Source organism: Streptomyces sp. NPDC013157 (assembly GCF_042899865.1).
Taxonomy (GTDB): domain Bacteria; phylum Actinomycetota; class Actinomycetes; order Streptomycetales; family Streptomycetaceae; genus Streptomyces.
Genome location: NZ_JBIBAK010000018.1, coordinates 25,762 through 41,628, shown reverse-complemented (window position 1 = coordinate 41,628; position 15,867 = coordinate 25,762). Strand labels below are relative to the sequence as shown.

Below are 15,867 nucleotides of genomic sequence, written 5' to 3'. Positions count from 1 at the left end.
GGGCCCGGGTGCGGGCCGGGCCCCGTCACGTCACGTCAGGAGGAGCAGGCGACGTTGGCGAGGCCCTTCGCCGCGTCGGTGACCTTGTTGTCGCAGGTGACCTTGTTGTTCTCGACGGGCGCGAAGTGGAAGCCGTAGCCGGGGCCGTCCACCTGCGCGGTGTTGTCCTGGAACACGTTTCCGGTGCCCCAGCCGTCGAGGATCCGGTGGGTCTGGAAGCCGTCCTCACGCGAGTGGCTGCCGGCGTTGTCCTTGATCAGCCAGTCGTTGCCCTTGACGTCGACCCAGGAGTCGTTGTGGCCCCCGCTGAGGGCGGCGCCGTCGAAGGTGTTGCCGATGAGGGAGCCCCCGGTGGTGCCCTCCTTGATGTCGACGGACTCCGCGGTGGTGTCGCTGACGTGGTTGCCGCGGATCACGTTGTCGTCGCTCTTGTCGGGCTTGCAGTCGGTGATGCTGCACCAGTTGGACTCGGCGGACCCGACGTAGATGCCCTCGCCGAACTGCTCCTTGCGCTTGCCCGTGGCGCGGACGGTGTTGTCCTCGACCACGTTGCCGGAGCTGAAGTCGCGCAGGTGGATGCCCTCGTCGCCGATGTTCTCGACGGTCAGGCCCTGGATGACGCTGCCCTGGACCTTGTCGGCCATGACCCCCTTCTGGCCGTTGCGCACGGTGAAGCCGATCAGCCGCCAGTGGCTGGCGCCGTCGAGGTGGAAGGCGTAGCCGCCGTCGACGTCGCCGGCGTCGATCACCGCGCCGGGGCCGCCGCACAGGAAGATCGGCCGCTCCGCCGTACCGGGGGTGGTGGCGGTGAAGCGGTCCGAGTAGACCCCGTCCGCCATCTTGATGACGTCACCGGGCTGCGCCTGGTCCAGCGCGTCCTTCAGGGACTTGGCGTCGCTGACGGTGACGGTGGCGGCCGGGCACTTCACCGGTCCTGAGGCCACGGCCGCGGCCGAGCCGGTCGCGGTGGGGGTGGCCGGTCCGTCGGTGGCCGCCGTGTCGCCCGGCGCCGGACCGGAGGCCGTGGCACCGGGGTCGCCGGTGTCGTCCCCGTCGTCCGTGGGTTCGGCGACCGGGATGGTGGGACCGGCGCTGGGGCCGGCCCCGTACACGACGGGCCGGTCACCGCCTGCCGAGACGCCCGCCACGATCAGCGCCACCACCGCGATCACCAGGGCGGCCGAGGCCACCCACAGCGGCGGCCCGCCGGCCAGCCAGATCCGGCGCGCCCGCTCCACGGCGGACTCGCCCGCCGCGGAGCCGCCGCCGACGGCCGTGGAACCGCCGCCGTCGCCCGCCCCGCGGCCGCCCGGACCGCTGTCGCCCGGACCGCCGTCACCGGGCGCGGGTGTTCCTGGGATGTCGTCGCTCATTCGCTCATCACCGGCTCCCGCGGGCGGCCTGCCACGGCGATCTCGTCCGGCGGCGGGGAGGGCAGCGGTGCCTTGTCGGAGTACGGGTGCACGATGCCCGCGCCGCGCCCGCTCGCGCGCCGCCTGCGCCGGCCCATGGCGGCCGAGAACAGGATGAGGAGCAGGATGCCCGTCCACAGCAGCGTCATCGGGCTCGCGTAGTGCTTGACCTTGACCCAGAAGGAACTGGTGTCGTACCAGGCGAAGGTCTGGTTCTCCTTGATGTCGGCACCGCCGTGGGAGCGGCTGGAGTCCACCGCGCTGGGGCCGACCCCGCCGATCACGTTGTAGGAGACCGTGGTGCCGTCCACCCCGCCGACCAGGCTGACCCCGTGGTTGGTGGCGTCCTGGACGGTGTTGCCGCGTATCTCGGCGGCCGAGTCGCGGACGTACACGCCGGTCTGCGGCCCGTCGATGATGTTGCCGGTGACCGTGGCGCCGGTGACCCCGTCGCGTACCGAGATGCCCTGCCGGTTCTGGCCGGTCAGGCGGTTGCCGGTGATGGACACCTTGTCCGCCGCCAGGCGGGCCACGATGCCCATGTCCCCGCCCTCGATGCGGTTGTTCTGCACGCCGACGTCGAAACCGCCCAGCACCTCGACGCCGTAGCGGCCGTTGTCCTTGGCCACGCTGTTGGCGACCGAGTTGGAGCCGTAGCTGTCGACGGCCTGCCCGGAGGCGGAGGGGCCGTCGGCGAGGGGCTTGCCGCTGAGCGTGTAGCCGTTGCCGCCGTTGCCCTCGGCGGTGCAGCCGCTGACCCGCACCTGCTGGGTGGCCCGGGAGAGGATGAAGCCGTCGCCGCCGTTGTCCTTGGCGACCGTGCGCTGCACGAGCGAGCTGGAGACGAACCGGTGCATGACCACCCCGTCCTCCAGGCTGTTCTCCACGGTCGTGTCGCTGATCTCGATCCCCGTCGCGCTGGAGATGAAGATGCCGAAGGCGTTGCCGGTGATGGTCGAGTGGGTGATCGACCCGGAGACGTAGGAGAGACCGCCGGTCGAGAACCGGGCGTCGGGAGTGGTCAGTTCGCCCGAGGGCATGGCCGTGACGTCACCGCTGGTGGAGTCCTGCTTGTCCTGGTCGCCCTGCTGGTCGGCCCGTTCGCGCGCGGTCTTTCCGTGCACCTGGCCGGTGTCCTCCAGCGAGCCGGTGTTCGGCCGGTCGGTGCCGGTGAGGCTGAGCCCTCCGGTGCGGCCGCTCCAGAACCCGAGGTTCGCGAGTTTGGCGTGCGTCATCTCGAACTGGCCGCCGATGGTGCGGATGTAGGCACGGCCGTCCCGGACGTCGCTGTCGGCCTTGTTGGCCTGCGGGTCCCAGCTGGTGACGGTCAGCGGCGCCTGGGCGGTGCCCTGGAGGGTCAGTTCGCCGCCGAAGGAGACGATGGAGACGAAGCCGGTGCGGTTGCTGGCCATCCGCAGGGTGAGGCCGCCGGGGTTGGACAGCTTCAGCTTGGCGCCGACGTTCAGGTAGATGTTCTCGGTCAGCAGATACGAGCCGTCCTTGCGCCGCACGAAGGTCTGCGGAGCGAGTTTCAGCAGGTCGGCGATGGTGTAGGCATTGCTGCGCTCGGTGAGGACCAGGGTGTACCCGTTGTCGGTGTCCAGCCGGTACGGCACGGTCCACTTGGTGCTCTGCAGGGGGGCCACCGAGGTGAACGCCCGTACCTGGTTGAGGCGGTGGTCCTCGTCGGCGACCAGCGCGGCCTGGGTCTCGGCGTCCTCGGCGGCCAGTTGCTGCTTCTTGTCGGCGTCCCCGTCGGCGTGGGCCGTGGCCGAGGCGCCCAGCAGCAGCGTCGTCGCCACCGCGAAGGCGCCCAGCAGGGCCGCCGTCCTGGCGCCGGTCCGGCGCAGCCGGCTGCCGGGGCCGGGTCTTCTCTTCGTCATGGGAAGCGTCATGAGGGGGGTGGCCATGGCGTCAGATCACCTCGGGCTGGAGGGCGGAGTGGCTCTGGCCGCCGCCGGCGGATCCGGAGAGCGTGGCCGCGCTCTGGCCCTCGCCCCCGATGCTGGTGCTGGTGCGCGTGAGCCAGCCCTGCTTGTTCATGGTGACGAACGCGTAGAGCTTGATCGGCAGCGAGATCATGATGACCACGAGGGCCGTCACCGGCAGCAGGAATATCTCCTGCGGGTGCCTGCGCAGGTGCGAGTAGCCGCGGACGGCCCGGCCCAGCAGCAGCCAGATCAGGGTGAGGACGACACCGCGCGGGCTGAAGTCCAGCCGGCTCAGCAGCAGATAGCCGAGGGCCATGCCCATGGTCACCGGGGTCAGCAGGATCTGCAGCACCGTGATCTTGGTGACCAGCGGGACCCGCCACAGCCAGCCCTTGTACAGCGCGGTCAGGTAGCACCGGTAGGAGTTGCGGCTCCACCGGACGCGCTGCTTCACGAAGGCCCGGAAGGACGACGGGAACATGGAGACCGCCCGCGCGGAGGACTGGTGCACGGTCTTGTAGCCGGAGGCGAGCACCAGCCAGGTGAGCCGGCCGTCGTCGCCCGCCACACAGCGGCGGCCGAGGAAGAACTCGTTCTCCAGGTTCTCCAGCACCGGCAGGACCGCCTCGCGGCGGTAGGCGGCGGTACGGCCGGACAGACAGGCCACGGCACCGGCCCGGCCCATGGCCGGAACGTAGTCGTAGTAGCGGAGGTTGACCAGCCAGTCGGCGATACGGCGCCAGACGCTGGTGGTGCGCTGGTAGACGTTCTGCTGGGTGCCCACCCCGCCGACCGTGGGGTCCTCGAACGGCATCTGCACGGCGTCCAGCAGCCCCGGCTCCCAGCGGGTGTCGGAGTCCACCAGGACGAGGACCTCACTCGTGGCGGCCCGTATGCCGACCCCCAGGGCGGAACGTTTCCCTCTGTGCTCGAAGGCGAGCACCCGGACCCGGGGGTCCTCGACCAGCGACAGCCGGTGCAGTACCTCGTGGTCCTCGACGTCAGGGACGATGATGATCTCGGCCGGATCCTGGGCGAGCCAGGTCTCCAGGCACTCCAGCAGGATCTCCGGGTCCTCCCGGTAGGCCGGGACCACCACGGAGACGCTGGTACGGAAGTTGTTGACGACTGGCTTGGCGAACCGGGAGAGCACCGCTCGGTACAACCACAGGGCCCAGACGAACAGTCCGGCCAGCCCCAGCGGCATCAGCTCTCGCCATGAAGTTTCCCCCACAGCCTCGACGATCCACGACCAGACCTGGTCGAAGAACTCGGACAAAGTTGCGCTCTCCCCCCACATGACATGACTGCCACGGTCCGAAATGCGACAGAACCGGGCACTGTTCCGGCGATGCTAGGGGCTCATGGGTGAACAGCGATCACACAAAGCACAAACTTCACTTACAAAATCCTCACACCCATCCCGCCCCAACCGTGACGGCAGGTCACACCTGTCACGGTCCGGGGTGGATCCTATGGGGCTGATGTGAAGAGCGTGAACTCGGCTGATAAATGGCAGGTTTCGGGCCAACGAGGGGAAGGCGCGCCCCATTCGAAGATGCGCCCAGGCTGGAGCGCCCCGTAGGGGCGCTGGGGGTACCCCCAGCCGAAGGCTGGGGGAGGAACTACGCGACCAGCCCCCACCGACCCGCACCCGACCTTCAGCCCCCGAGCGCCGCCTTCAGCCGTTCAGAGTCGGTGGTCGGCGCGTCACACGTGAAGTTGCGGCACACGTACGCGGCCGCCTCCCCACCGACGAGCGGCCGCCCCGCGAGCAGCGGGAACTCGTCGCTCTCCGGAGTCCCCACGGCCACGACGGCACCGGGTGCGGTGCCCAGAAGTGCCGTACGGTGCAAGGCGGTTGTCCGGTCGTCCGTCGCCTCCGGTCCGACGACCGCGACCTCGCGCGGCCCGTCCAGCAGGGCCTCGGCGACGGCGAGCCCCCACCCGACGAAGCGCGGCACGCGCGGTCCGAGCGTCCCGACGATCCCCAACGCCCTTTCCGCCGCGGTCCGATGAGGTTCGGCACCGGTGTGGGCCGCGTACCCGAGCAGGGCACCGGCCGCTGCCGTCCAGCCGGAGGGCGTGGCGTTGTCGGTCGGGTCCTGCGGCCGGCGGATCAGCTGTTCGGCGTCGGCGGCGGTGTCGTAGAGGGCGCCGGTCTCCGGGCTCTCCTGGTCGGTGAAGCGGGCCAGGACATGGTCGAGGAGGAGTCCCGCGAACTCCAGCCAGACGCCCTCTCCGGTCACGGACGCGAGCGCGAGGAAGCCCTCGGCGACATCGCCGTAGTCCTCCAGCACGCCCGCGTTGGCGCCGACCCTGCCGTCTCGGCTGGTGCGGGCGAGCCGCGCGCGGTCGTCGAGGTGGAGCCGTACGAGGAGATCGGCGGCGCCGACGGCGGCCTCGACCAGGTCGGGGCGGTCGAAGTAGGCGCCGGTCTCGGCGAGTGCGGCGACCGCGAGGCCGTTCCACGCGGCGACGACCTTGTCGTCCCGGCCCGGGGCCGGGCGTCCGGCCCGTGCGGCCAGCAGGCGCCGCTTGACGGACTCGATCCGCTCGGCGTCGAACACGCCCTCCTGCTGCGGGAGTTGCAGCACGGACTGCCCCTCCTCGAAGGTGCCCTCCGCGGTGACCCCGAAGTACCGGGCGGCCAGGTCCGCGTCGTCCTCGCCCAGGACCTCGCGGAGCTGGGCGGGCGTCCACACGTAGTACGCTCCCTCGACGTGCCGCCCGCTCCCGTCGTCGCTGTCGGCATCGAGCGCGGAGGCGAACCCGCCCTCGGCGGTGCGCAGTTCACGGACCATGAAGTCGGCGGTCTCCAGGGCGACCCGGCGGGCCTGCTCGGACCCGGTGGCCCGCCACAGGTGGGCGTACACCCGGCAGAGCAGGGCGTTGTCGTACAGCATCTTCTCGAAGTGCGGCACGACCCAGTCGCGGTCGACGGAGTAACGGGCGAAGCCGCCGCCGAGCTGGTCGTAGAGGCCGCCCCGGGCCATCCGCTCACAGGTGTCCACGGCCATCTGCAGCGCGCCCTCGGAACCGGTGCGGGCGTGGTGCCGGAGCAGGAACTCGATCACCATGGACGGCGGGAACTTGGGGGCGCCGCCGAATCCGCCGCGCTGCGGGTCGTACTCACGGGTGAGCCCGAGCAGCGCCTGGGCGAGTTCCTGCTCACCGGGCGGCCGGCCGCCCTGGTGCCCGAGCTCCCGCTGGGCGAGGTCCCGGACGATCTTCCCGGCCACCTCGGCGACCTCGTCCCGCCGGTCGGCCCAGGCGGCCCGGACCCCCTCCAGCACCTGCCGGAAGGAGGGCATGCCGTGCCGGGGGGCGGGCGGGAAGTAGGTGCCGAAGTAGAAGGGCTCGGCGTCGGGGGTGAGAAAGACGGTCATGGGCCAGCCGCCCTGCCCGGTGGCGGCCTGCACGGCCTCCATGTAGACGGCGTCGACGTCCGGCCGCTCCTCGCGGTCGACCTTGATGCTGACGAAGTGCTCGTTGAGGTAGTCGGCGGTGGCCTGGTCCTCGAAGGACTCGTGGGCCATGACGTGGCACCAGTGGCAGGAGCTGTACCCGACGCTCAGCAGGACGGGTCTGTTCGCGGCCCGCGCGGCCTCGAAGGCTTCGGCCGACCAGGGCCACCAGTCGACGGGGTTGTCGGCGTGCTGCAGGAGGTAGGGGGACGTCTCATGGGCCAGTCGGTTCACTTTCCCACTCTCCCACGGGGTCGGGAGCCGCGTAGAAGCGCAGGTTCACCCGGCGCGCCCCCTCGGGAGCGGTCTCGCCCGGGTGGCCGTACCGGTCGAGGAGTTCCTGATAGCCGCGGACGAAGGCGTGGAGTTCGTCCTTGGTCATCCAGGTGCCGGCGCGCCGGACCTGAGCCCAGCCGTCCGGTCCCCGGTACTCCCGGTGGGCGCGGCGGAAGAGGCGGGTGTCCAGCTCGATCTTCAGCAGGGCGAGTTGCTCGGCCGCCGCGTACTCCTCCGGGGCCATCGTCTCCGGGTCGGGTGTGGTGTGGTTGAAGGGCAGACTCCGCCACCAGCGTTCCCTGCCGCCCGACTTCTCCGGGATCTCCTCGATGAGCTTCTGCTCGGCGAGTTTGCGCAGGTGGTAGCTGGTGGTGCCGGAACTCTCGCCGAGTTCGCGGGCGAGCACAGTGGAGTTCGCCTCGCCGTGCCGGCCGAGGTAGTCGAGGATCCGGCGGCGCAGGGGGTTGCCGAGGGACTTGTAGAGGGCGGTGCGCTCCAGGCTGGTCAGCTCGGCGGGCGTCCCGCTGGGGGCGGCGGGCTTCTCGGCGGGGGCGGCGGGCTCGGATGCTCCGGCCCTGTGGGGCGTGCCGTCGGTCATGCGGTCACCGTAACCCTGAGAACCCTGAGACATCCCTGAGCCTCCCCGACTCTTCCCCCATGTCTGCCGAATTTCCTTTGCAGAATTTTCTCTGCAGTCTAGCGTGAAGCCATGGCCCGGCAATGCCGGAGGACCCGAGCGATTCACAGGTTCCACAGCCACGCATCCGGAACAAGGCGAGGGGGATCAGGTGTTGGAAGGGTTGACGGTGGTGCAGACCCGAGAGGCGAAGCGGATGAGGCGGCTGAAGCGGTGGGCACTGATCCTGCTCGGATCGTCCTCCGTGCTGCTCGTGCCGTGGATGGTGGTGCTGGCGCTGACGCTGCCCACCAAGACCGAGGTGCACAACTGGGCGGTGGCCTGGATCGGGCTGGACGTCCTGATGGCGGCGGGGTGCGCGGCGACGGCGGTTCTGGGTCTGCGGGGCGACGCCCGGGCCCGGCTCACGGCATCGGCGACGGCATCGGTCGCGGTGCTGGACGCCTGGTTCGACATAACGACGTCGGCGGTGGGCACCGAGTTGCTCGTGGCGCTGGCGAGCGCGGTGGCGGAGGCAGGCCTGGCGGCGGCCTGCGTGTACCTGGCCCTCTCCAAGGGATGGGGCCGGCTGGCCGCCCAGCCCGGGCCGGCCGCCCGGTAGTTCGGCGATCCGGACGCCGCTATGTCCGCTCGACGGCCACGGCGGTGCCGTAGACGACGCAGGCGTCCGAGAAGCCCGTGGCAGGGCTCACCATGATACGGACCCCGATGACCGCGTCCGCGCCTTCGATCATGGCGTTGTGCGCAAGCGCGTTCAGGGCGTCCTCCACCCCGCTCTTCCTCATCCAGATGAACCAGGCACGGACGATGCGATACCCGGCCAGCGGAAAGGTGTCTGTCGTGTAGAGCTGGATCCGCCGCCCGGGTCTGGGCGCCTTCTGTGCCATACGTCACCGTCCTCGATCCAGTTGCCGGATTCGGTCGTGAGGCAGTTGGGGAGCTCGTCGAAGCTTCGGCCGGGCCGCGTTCTCCGCGGTCGGCGCCCGCCGACTTCCGCGACGGGTATTCCCTCGCTCCATGAGGGTTATGTCGCCGGCCGGCAGAGCTGTGGCCCTGCTGCTGTCCGCGTGCCGACGCGAAGACCTCCGTATCAGGGGGCCACCACGGAACCCTCACCGGCCGTCTGATCGTCGCCCCCTCGCCATCGCGCCTCTTCGCAAGGACACTTGTGGACAAAGGAGTTGCCGCTGGAGGGGGACGGGACATGCGGGACGCCCATCGGGCGGAAGCCGATCGGCTGCTGGTGCGGGCCGTGGAGGAGGAGGTCCGCCGTTCGGGCGGGCGCGTCGACGGGCAGGTGCTGCTGTCCCGGGCGCGCGGCGGGCTGGCGGAGATGGAGCGGACGGCCGCCGAGGAGTACGCGGCGTACACCCACGCCCTCGACGAGACGGAGGCCATCCGGCCGAGCTTCGGCCGGCGCTACGCCAAGGAGGGCTCGGGAACCCCCCTGCTGGTCGCGGCCGTCGCGGCGGTCGCGGCCACCGTCGCCGACCTCTCCCTGGGCACCGGGGCGGCCACGGCGCTCGGCGCGGGCGTGGCCGTCGGGGTGGTCGGGGCGGCCGCCACGGTCGTCAAGGTCGCCGGCTCCCATCTGCCCGCCGCTCATCACCACGCCGGCGCGGCCGGTCAGCCCGGCGGCCCCGAGCAGCTGCGGCTGCAGTGGCTGACCGCGCTGGAGGTGCGGGGCATCCGGCCGTTCCTCGACCAGCAGCGGGTGCTCAGCGCCTCCACGGGACCGAAGAAGCAGGGCCCGGGGCTGCGCGGCGCGGACAAGAGCGCGGCGGCCCGCAGGCGTACGGTGCTGCAGCAGTCGTTCGGCCAGCTCCCCGACGCCGACGGCCCGTTCGCCGGCCGGCAGCAGGAGCTGGCGCGGATCCGGCAGTGGGCGCAGGCGGCCCGGGCGGCCACGGAGACCCGGCCGACCGTCGTGGTCCTGCACGGGGAGCCCGGCTCCGGCCGTACCGCCCTCGCGGTCCGGGCCACCCACGAGCTGAAGGACCTCTTCCGGGGCGCGGTCGTCGTGGACCTGCGCGGCGCCAGCCGGGAGGAGCCGCCGCTGCCCACCCGGGACGCCCTGCTGCATCTGCTCAACCGGCTGGGCGCACCGCGCGAGCAGCTGCTGTTCCGTGAGCGTTCCTCCGCCGACCAGCAGGTCAAGCGGCTGAGCGAGCTGTACCACCAGCACCTCACGGGGCTCCCGGTGACGATCGTGCTGGACGACGCCTCGGATCCGGAGCAGGTGCGCACGCTGGTGCCGGAGCGTTCCGACAGCCTGGTCCTGGTCACCGCCCGGGACCAGCTCGACCTGCCCGCCGACCTGCCGGCCTGGGTGCATCAGCTGCCGGTGACGGCGCTGGACGCGGCCGGCGCGGAGGAGCTGCTGGACGCGGCGGCCGAGGACGCCTCGGGGCCGTACGACGCGCAGTCCGCGGACCGGATCCGGGAGTTGTGCGGCGGGCTGCCGCTGGCGCTGCGGGTGGCGGGTTCGTCGCTGGGCTCGCGTTCACCGCTCCAACTGGCCACGGACCTGGGCGCGTACGGTCCGGTCGGCCCGGTGGAGCGGGTGCTGTGGCTGCGGTACACCGACCAGTCGGAGACCGGGCGGCGGCTGCTGAGGAGGCTGGCGCTGGCGGGCCGGGCCTCGATGGGCGCGGCGGCCGCGGCCGCCCTCCTGGGCGCCGACGAGGCCGAGGCCACCCGCCACCTGGTCGCGCTCACCCGGGCCGGCCTGATCGACCACGTCCGCGGCAGCCGCTACCGCCTGCACGACCTGGTCCGTTCCTTCGCCCAGGCCCGTCTCCTCGACGAGGAGACCCCGGCCGACCGCACGGCGGCACAGGAGCGGCTGATCGTGAACTACGCCGAGCTGGCCGACTCGGTGCTGCGGCTGGTCGACGGCAACATGTCGACCCGCTCGGACCGGTTCAGCCCGCACGGCTTCACCTCGCTCGACGAGGCGCTGCGCTGGCTGGACGACGAGTCGAGCTTCATCACGGCGGCGCTGCGGCACGCCGAGGGCGTCGACCAGGCGGCCGTGCAGAACCTGCTGGGCGCGCTGTGCGACTACTGCCTGCTGCGCGGCGACCTCTACCGGCTCGGTGAGATCAGCGAGCTGGCGCAGTCCGTGGACCAGGGTCTGCTGGTCCGGTCGGTGCAGTGGCGTACCGGTATCGCGGCCCGTCAGCTGGGCGAACTGGACAAGGCCCGCACCACCCTGACCTCCGTCGTCGACCTCTATCTGGAGGCGCATCACGACGCCGGTGCGGCCCGCGCGCTGTGCTCGCTCGGGATCACCCTGCACCACCAGGGCAACCTCGCCGAGGCGGCAGCCAAACTCCAGGAGGCCCTCGACCTGCAGGCGGCGCCCGAGCTGGCGACCGACCGGGCGTGGACGATGCACGCGCTGGCGGCCGTGCAACGCGACCGGGCGAGACTGCCGGAGTCCCTCGACCTGCTCACCCGCTCGCTGGTCCTGCACCGGGAGGGCGGCTCGGTGCACGGCGAGGCCTGGGCGCACTTCCAGCTCGGCCAGCTGGCGCTGCGCATGGGCGACGTACCGCGGGCGGAGCGGGAGCTCCGGGCCGCGCTGGACCGTTACGGCCGTACCCGGGACGCCCGTGGCGAGGCCTGGGCGCTGACCCAGCTGGCGCGGGCCCGGCTGGTGGCCGGCGACGCGTCCCCGGCGGCCGACGGACTGCGGGCGGCGGCGGCCCGGCACCGGGAGAACGAGGACGCGCGCGGCGAGGCCTGGACGGCGTACTACCTGGGCCTGGCCCTGGAGGAGACCGGCGCCCTGGACCGGGCGGTCCGCGAGCTGGAGCGCTCACGGACGATGTTCTCCCGGATGCGGGACGTCTACGGCCTGGCCTGCGCCCGCCACCACTCGGCCCGGGTCACCCGCGACCAGCGTGCGGCCCAGACCGGCTCGCTGCGCAACTCGGGCTTCGCCCGCCAGCTCCTGGTCGACGCCCGCGCCGACTTCCAGCGCATCGGCGTGGTCCACGGCGAGGCCTGGAGCTGCCTGGAGCTGGCCGTCGTCGACGCCGGCAACACCCGCACCCAGCAGGCGCTCGCCCTGTGCGACGAGGCGGTCGCCCTGTTCACGTCGTACGGCGACCGGCGCGGTGAGGACTGGGCCCGCTTCCTGCGCTGCACCCTGCTTCCGTACGCCGCGCCCGGCGGGGTGGAGGTGGGCACCGCCGTCGCCCAGGAGGAGCTGGCCCAGCTCGCCCGCGGCGGGCACCCGCTGCGCGACGAGAAGCTGGCCGAGTACGTGACGGCGTACGGCCTGCTCCTGGAGCGCGGGGTACAGCTGGAGTCGGGCTGGCAGGCCTGGCGTCTGGGCATGGTGCCCAGCCGGCACGCCCGCGAGGTGATGGGCGTGCCGGTGCCGGCCGGGACGTGACGCCGGTCAGCCCTTGGGGTCGGCCGCAGGCGCCTTGGAGTCCGCCCCGCTCTGGGCGGGCTCCTTGAAGTCGACCTTCTGCATGTGCTTGTTCATGGACTTCATCAGGCCCCAGACCGCCAGGGCCATCACCGCGAAGACGATGAAGCCGAGAACTCCGGGGGTGACCTTGTTCTCGTCGACCTCCTTGGCGAGGGGGACGAGGTGCGTCAGTGCCAGGCTTGCGCTCATGTCAGGCATTGTCGCGGATGCCCGCAAAGAGGTCGTCCTCGGGGAGGGAGGTATCGACGAGCGACTTCGCCAGCTCGTACTCCTCGGTCGGCCAGACCTCCTTCTGGAGGTCCATCGGCACCTTGAACCAGCCGCCGTCCGGGTCGATCTGCGTGGCGTGCGCGATCAGCGCCTTGTCGCGGATCTCGAAGAAGTCCGCGCACGGGATGTGCGTGGTCAGGGTGCGCTCGGTGCGCTCGAACTCGTTCCACCGCTTCAGCCAGTCCCCGTACGGCGACTCCAGGCCGCGCTCCAGCATGGCGTTGTGCAGCGCCTCGGTGCGCGGGCGGTTGAAGCCCTGGTTGTAGTAGAGCTTCTGCGGCTGGAAGACCGGTCCGAACTCGGCCTCGGGGTACTTCTCGGCGTCGGCCGCGCCCTCGAAGGCCACCATCGTGATCTTGTGGGTCATGATGTGGTCGGGGTGCGGGTAGCCGCCGTTCTCGTCGTAGGTGGTGATCGCCTGCGGGCGGAACGCGCGGATGCTGCGCACCAGCTCGCCGGCCGCCTTGTCGACGTCCTCCAGGGCGAAGCAGCCCTCGGGCAGCGGGGGCAGCGGGTCGCCCTCGGGCAGACCCGAGTCGACGAAGCCGAGCCACTCCTGCTTGACGCCGAGGATCTCGCGGGCCTCGTCCATCTCCTTCTTGCGTACCTCGTGGATGTGCTCCTCGATGTACTTGTCGCCCTGCAGCTTGGGATTGAGGATGGAGCCGCGCTCCCCGCCCGTGCAGGTCACGACCAGCACGTCCACCCCCTCGGACACGTACTTCGCCATGGTGGCCGCGCCCTTGCTCGACTCGTCGTCGGGGTGGGCGTGGACGGCCATCAGTCGCAGCTGGTCAGTCAAGACTCAATCCTTGGTAAGTCGGCGCCCCGGTAGCTCGGGGGCAATCGGCGGCTTCTATAGTGACCGAATCGGAGGGCGAATAATTCCGGGGTCCGGAGGACGATCATGAGTACCGCGAGCACGCGGCTGCCCGAGGGCCGGTACGGCACTTCCTCGGACGAGCGCGCCGACCGCAAGCTCAGGGTCGCCGGTGCGCTGCTGGGCGCCCTGCTGCTGGTCCTGGTCGGTTACTGGGCCTACCACTATGTCGTACAGAACAAGATCAGCGCCCAGGTCGTCACCTTCGACGCCTCGGACCACGCGGTCCAGGTGCATCTGGAGGTCCACAAGGACTCCGGCTCCTCCGGTTACTGCACGCTGCGCTCCCAGGCGGCGGACGGCTCCGAGGTGGGCCGGGCGGACTTCCACTTCACCGGGTCCGCGACCGAGATCGACCGGGTGGTCACGCTCCGTACGACGGCCCGGGGCACCACGGCGGAGCTGCTCGGCTGCCACGCCGACTGACATCAGCCGGAATACATAGGCGCTGACCTGCGCTGACGTAATTCTGATGGCTTATGTCCTCCCCCTTCCGCCGTTGAATTGTTAGGCTCGTGGTTTCGCCCTTCCATGAAGGAACATGCTTCCGGGTAGGGCGATGCTTTGTATTCCCAGTACCGACGAGGAGCACCTGTGACCCAGACCAGCGAGAACGTCACCTGGCTGACCCAGGAGGCGTACAACCAGCTCAGGGCCGAGCTGGAGTACCTGTCTGGTCCTGCGCGCACGGAGATCGCCGCCAAGATCGCGGCCGCGCGCGAGGAGGGCGACCTGCGCGAGAACGGCGGGTACCACGCGGCCAAGGAGGAGCAGGGCAAGCAGGAGCTCCGTGTGCGCCAGCTGACCCAGCTTCTCGAGAACGCCAAGGTCGGCGAGGCCCCGGCGTCCACGGACGGCGCCGTCGCTCCCGGCATGGTGGTGACCATCGCCTTCGACGGCGACGAGGACGACACCATGACCTTCCTCCTCGCCTCCCGCGAGTACGCCAGCGCCGACGTCGAGACCTACTCCCCCCAGTCCCCCCTGGGCACCGGTGTGATCGGCCACAAGGTGGGCGAGGACGCGGAGTACGAGCTGCCGAACGGCAAGAAGGCCTCGGTGAAGATCCTGAAGGCCGAGCCCTACTCGGGCTGACCGGCCGGACACCTGCCCCCGGCGTCCGCGGGACGCCGGGGGTCTTACGCGCCGTGCGCCGTGGCGATCCTCCTCGGCTGCGTGTTCCTCAGCACGTGCTGGTACTTGGACCTCCGGTGGATGCTGCGTGCGGTGTGCCTCTTCGGGGTGCTGATCCTGCAGATCCTGGAGCTGGACCAGCAGGCACTGCACCAGCACGGGCGTACCGAACACGTCAGGGTCCGGCAGATTCAGTGGTCCGCCGGCGACGGCATGGATCCGGGCGTCCACCGCTACACGGTCACCGTCATCGACGGCCCGCCGCTGGCTCCGTTCGAGGAGAACGGGCTCATGGGCTGGAAGTGGGTGGTGGGCGGCACTTACACGGTGACCGTCGATCCGCAGGGCGATGCCCCGCTCAGGCGGGGGGACGAGCCCGGGCCTCCGGTGATCCAGCGGTTCCTGCAGATTCCGCTCGGCCTCGGCCTGGCCTTCGCCCTGTGGCGGCCCGCAGGCCTGCTCGTGCGCCGACGAGGCGCCCCGTCAGCCGGCCCCGCCCAGCCACAGGGGCTGTGATCGAGCGGCGCCCTGGCGCCGACGACCGCCGACTCGGCGCGGACGCGACGAAGCCCCCACCTCTCCGTGGGGGCTTCGTCGTGCCTGTCCGCAAGAGGCGAGATCAACCGGCCGCCCGGCGGTACTTGCGGACCGCCAGCGCGCGGAAGACGGCGATGATCACGACCGACCAGATCAGCGAGGCCCAGACCGGGTGTTGCATGGGCCAGGCGTCGGACGCGTTGAAGCCCGGCGGAAGGTTGCCGAACAGCTCGCGGCACGCCTGCACGGTGGCGCTGAACGGGTTCCACTCGGCGATGTGACGCAGGAACGTCGGCAGGTGGTTCGCATCCACGAACGCGTTCGAGATGAAGGTCAGCGGAAACAACCAGATCAGGCCGCCCGAGGTTGCCGCTTCGGGCGTGCGCACGGACAGTCCGATGAGCGCGCCGATCCACGAGAACGCGTACCCGAGCAGCAGAAGCAGGCCGAAGCCGGCGAGCACCTTGCCGATGTTCTCGTGCGTGCGCCAGCCGACTATCAGGGCGACGACCGCCAGGACGACGAGGGTGAGCGCCGTCTGCACCAGGTCGGCGAGGGTGCGTCCGGTCAGGACCGCGCCGCGGGCCATCGGCAGGGAGCGGAAGCGGTCGATGAGGCCCTTGTGCATGTCGTCGGCGATACCCGCGCCGGCGCCCGCTGTGGCGAAGGTGACGGTCTGGGCGAAGATGCCGGCCATCAGGAACTCACGGTAGGCCTGGGTCGAGGTGGACGAGCCGACCGTGATCGAGCCGCCGAACACGTAGGTGAACAGCACCACGAACATGATCGGCTGGATCAGCCCGAAGATGAGCATCTCGGGAATCCGCCCCATGCGAATCAAGTTCCTGCGGGCTACGACCATGGAGTCGTTCACGG

Annotated in this window: 14 protein-coding genes; 5 read left to right on the top strand and 9 right to left on the bottom strand. The window is 71.0% G+C overall.

What is annotated here, in order from left to right:
• Positions 1 to 35: 35 nt before the first annotated feature.
• The 5 genes from ACFY6U_RS40255 to ACFY6U_RS40235 all read right to left on the bottom strand — a co-directional run bounded on the left by ACFY6U_RS40255 (position 36) and on the right by ACFY6U_RS40235 (position 7,684).
• Positions 36 to 1,373 (bottom strand): right-handed parallel beta-helix repeat-containing protein, encoded by a 1,338-nt coding sequence (locus ACFY6U_RS40255; protein ID WP_390046432.1) that lies wholly within the window; start codon positions 1,371 to 1,373, stop codon positions 36 to 38.
• A complete protein-coding gene (locus ACFY6U_RS40250; protein ID WP_390046430.1) occupies positions 1,370 to 3,295 on the bottom strand; it encodes a right-handed parallel beta-helix repeat-containing protein in 1,926 nt (641 codons plus the stop codon). The genes ACFY6U_RS40255 and ACFY6U_RS40250 overlap by 4 nt, the downstream gene beginning before the upstream one ends.
• A gap of 31 nt (positions 3,296 to 3,326) precedes the next feature.
• Positions 3,327 to 4,622, bottom strand: a complete 1,296-nt coding sequence (locus ACFY6U_RS40245) for a glycosyltransferase family 2 protein (RefSeq protein WP_390046428.1) — start codon at positions 4,620 to 4,622, stop codon at positions 3,327 to 3,329.
• A 382-nt stretch (positions 4,623 to 5,004) separates the two neighbouring features.
• Positions 5,005 to 7,044, bottom strand: a complete 2,040-nt coding sequence (locus ACFY6U_RS40240; protein ID WP_390046426.1) for a thioredoxin domain-containing protein — start codon at positions 7,042 to 7,044, stop codon at positions 5,005 to 5,007.
• The gene (locus ACFY6U_RS40235) at positions 7,025 to 7,684 is read right to left on the bottom strand and encodes an ArsR/SmtB family transcription factor (RefSeq protein ID WP_390046424.1); all 660 of its coding nucleotides are present in this window, start codon (positions 7,682 to 7,684) and stop codon (positions 7,025 to 7,027) included. The genes ACFY6U_RS40240 and ACFY6U_RS40235 overlap by 20 nt, the downstream gene beginning before the upstream one ends.
• Positions 7,685 to 7,892: 208 nt before the next feature.
• Here ACFY6U_RS40235 and ACFY6U_RS40230 point away from each other — a divergent pair, with 208 nt between their 5' ends.
• Positions 7,893 to 8,324 carry a hypothetical protein gene (locus ACFY6U_RS40230; RefSeq protein WP_390046422.1) on the top strand — a complete coding sequence of 144 codons (432 nt, stop codon included), beginning with the start codon at positions 7,893 to 7,895 and terminating at the stop codon, positions 8,322 to 8,324.
• Between the two features lie 19 nt (positions 8,325 to 8,343).
• On the opposite strand, the gene ACFY6U_RS40225 is transcribed toward ACFY6U_RS40230, so the two are convergent.
• Positions 8,344 to 8,610: a heavy metal-binding domain-containing protein gene (locus ACFY6U_RS40225; RefSeq protein WP_390046420.1), complete on the bottom strand. Its 267-nt coding sequence runs from the start codon at positions 8,608 to 8,610 to the stop codon at positions 8,344 to 8,346.
• Between the two features lie 317 nt (positions 8,611 to 8,927).
• On the opposite strand from ACFY6U_RS40225, the gene ACFY6U_RS40220 reads away from it, so the two are divergent.
• Positions 8,928 to 12,128 carry a tetratricopeptide repeat protein gene (locus ACFY6U_RS40220; protein ID WP_390046418.1) on the top strand — a complete coding sequence of 1,067 codons (3,201 nt, stop codon included), beginning with the start codon at positions 8,928 to 8,930 and terminating at the stop codon, positions 12,126 to 12,128.
• 6 nt (positions 12,129 to 12,134) lie between these two features.
• Here ACFY6U_RS40220 and ACFY6U_RS40215 read toward each other — a convergent pair whose 3' ends face one another.
• Complete coding sequence (locus tag ACFY6U_RS40215; protein ID WP_351486097.1) at positions 12,135 to 12,368, bottom strand: hypothetical protein; 234 nt, start codon at positions 12,366 to 12,368, stop codon at positions 12,135 to 12,137.
• The gene (gene mca, locus ACFY6U_RS40210) at positions 12,361 to 13,242 is read right to left on the bottom strand and encodes a mycothiol conjugate amidase Mca (RefSeq protein WP_351486099.1); all 882 of its coding nucleotides are present in this window, start codon (positions 13,240 to 13,242) and stop codon (positions 12,361 to 12,363) included. Before mca ends, ACFY6U_RS40215 begins: the two co-directional genes overlap by 8 nt.
• A gap of 105 nt (positions 13,243 to 13,347) precedes the next feature.
• Here mca and ACFY6U_RS40205 point away from each other — a divergent pair, with 105 nt between their 5' ends.
• From ACFY6U_RS40205 to ACFY6U_RS40195, 3 genes are all read left to right on the top strand, one after another.
• A complete protein-coding gene (locus ACFY6U_RS40205; protein ID WP_351486101.1) occupies positions 13,348 to 13,746 on the top strand; it encodes a DUF4307 domain-containing protein in 399 nt (132 codons plus the stop codon).
• A gap of 168 nt (positions 13,747 to 13,914) precedes the next feature.
• Positions 13,915 to 14,415 (top strand): transcription elongation factor GreA, encoded by a 501-nt coding sequence (gene greA, locus ACFY6U_RS40200; protein WP_351486103.1) that lies wholly within the window; start codon positions 13,915 to 13,917, stop codon positions 14,413 to 14,415.
• 81 nt (positions 14,416 to 14,496) lie between these two features.
• Complete coding sequence (locus tag ACFY6U_RS40195; RefSeq protein ID WP_390046415.1) at positions 14,497 to 14,970, top strand: hypothetical protein; 474 nt, start codon at positions 14,497 to 14,499, stop codon at positions 14,968 to 14,970.
• A gap of 103 nt (positions 14,971 to 15,073) precedes the next feature.
• Here the strand turns inward: ACFY6U_RS40195 and ACFY6U_RS40190 are convergent, their stop codons facing one another.
• On the bottom strand, positions 15,074 to 15,853 hold the full coding sequence (locus ACFY6U_RS40190; RefSeq protein ID WP_390046776.1) for an ABC transporter permease: 780 nt from the start codon (positions 15,851 to 15,853) through the stop codon (positions 15,074 to 15,076).
• Between the last annotated feature and the right edge of the window lie 14 nt (positions 15,854 to 15,867).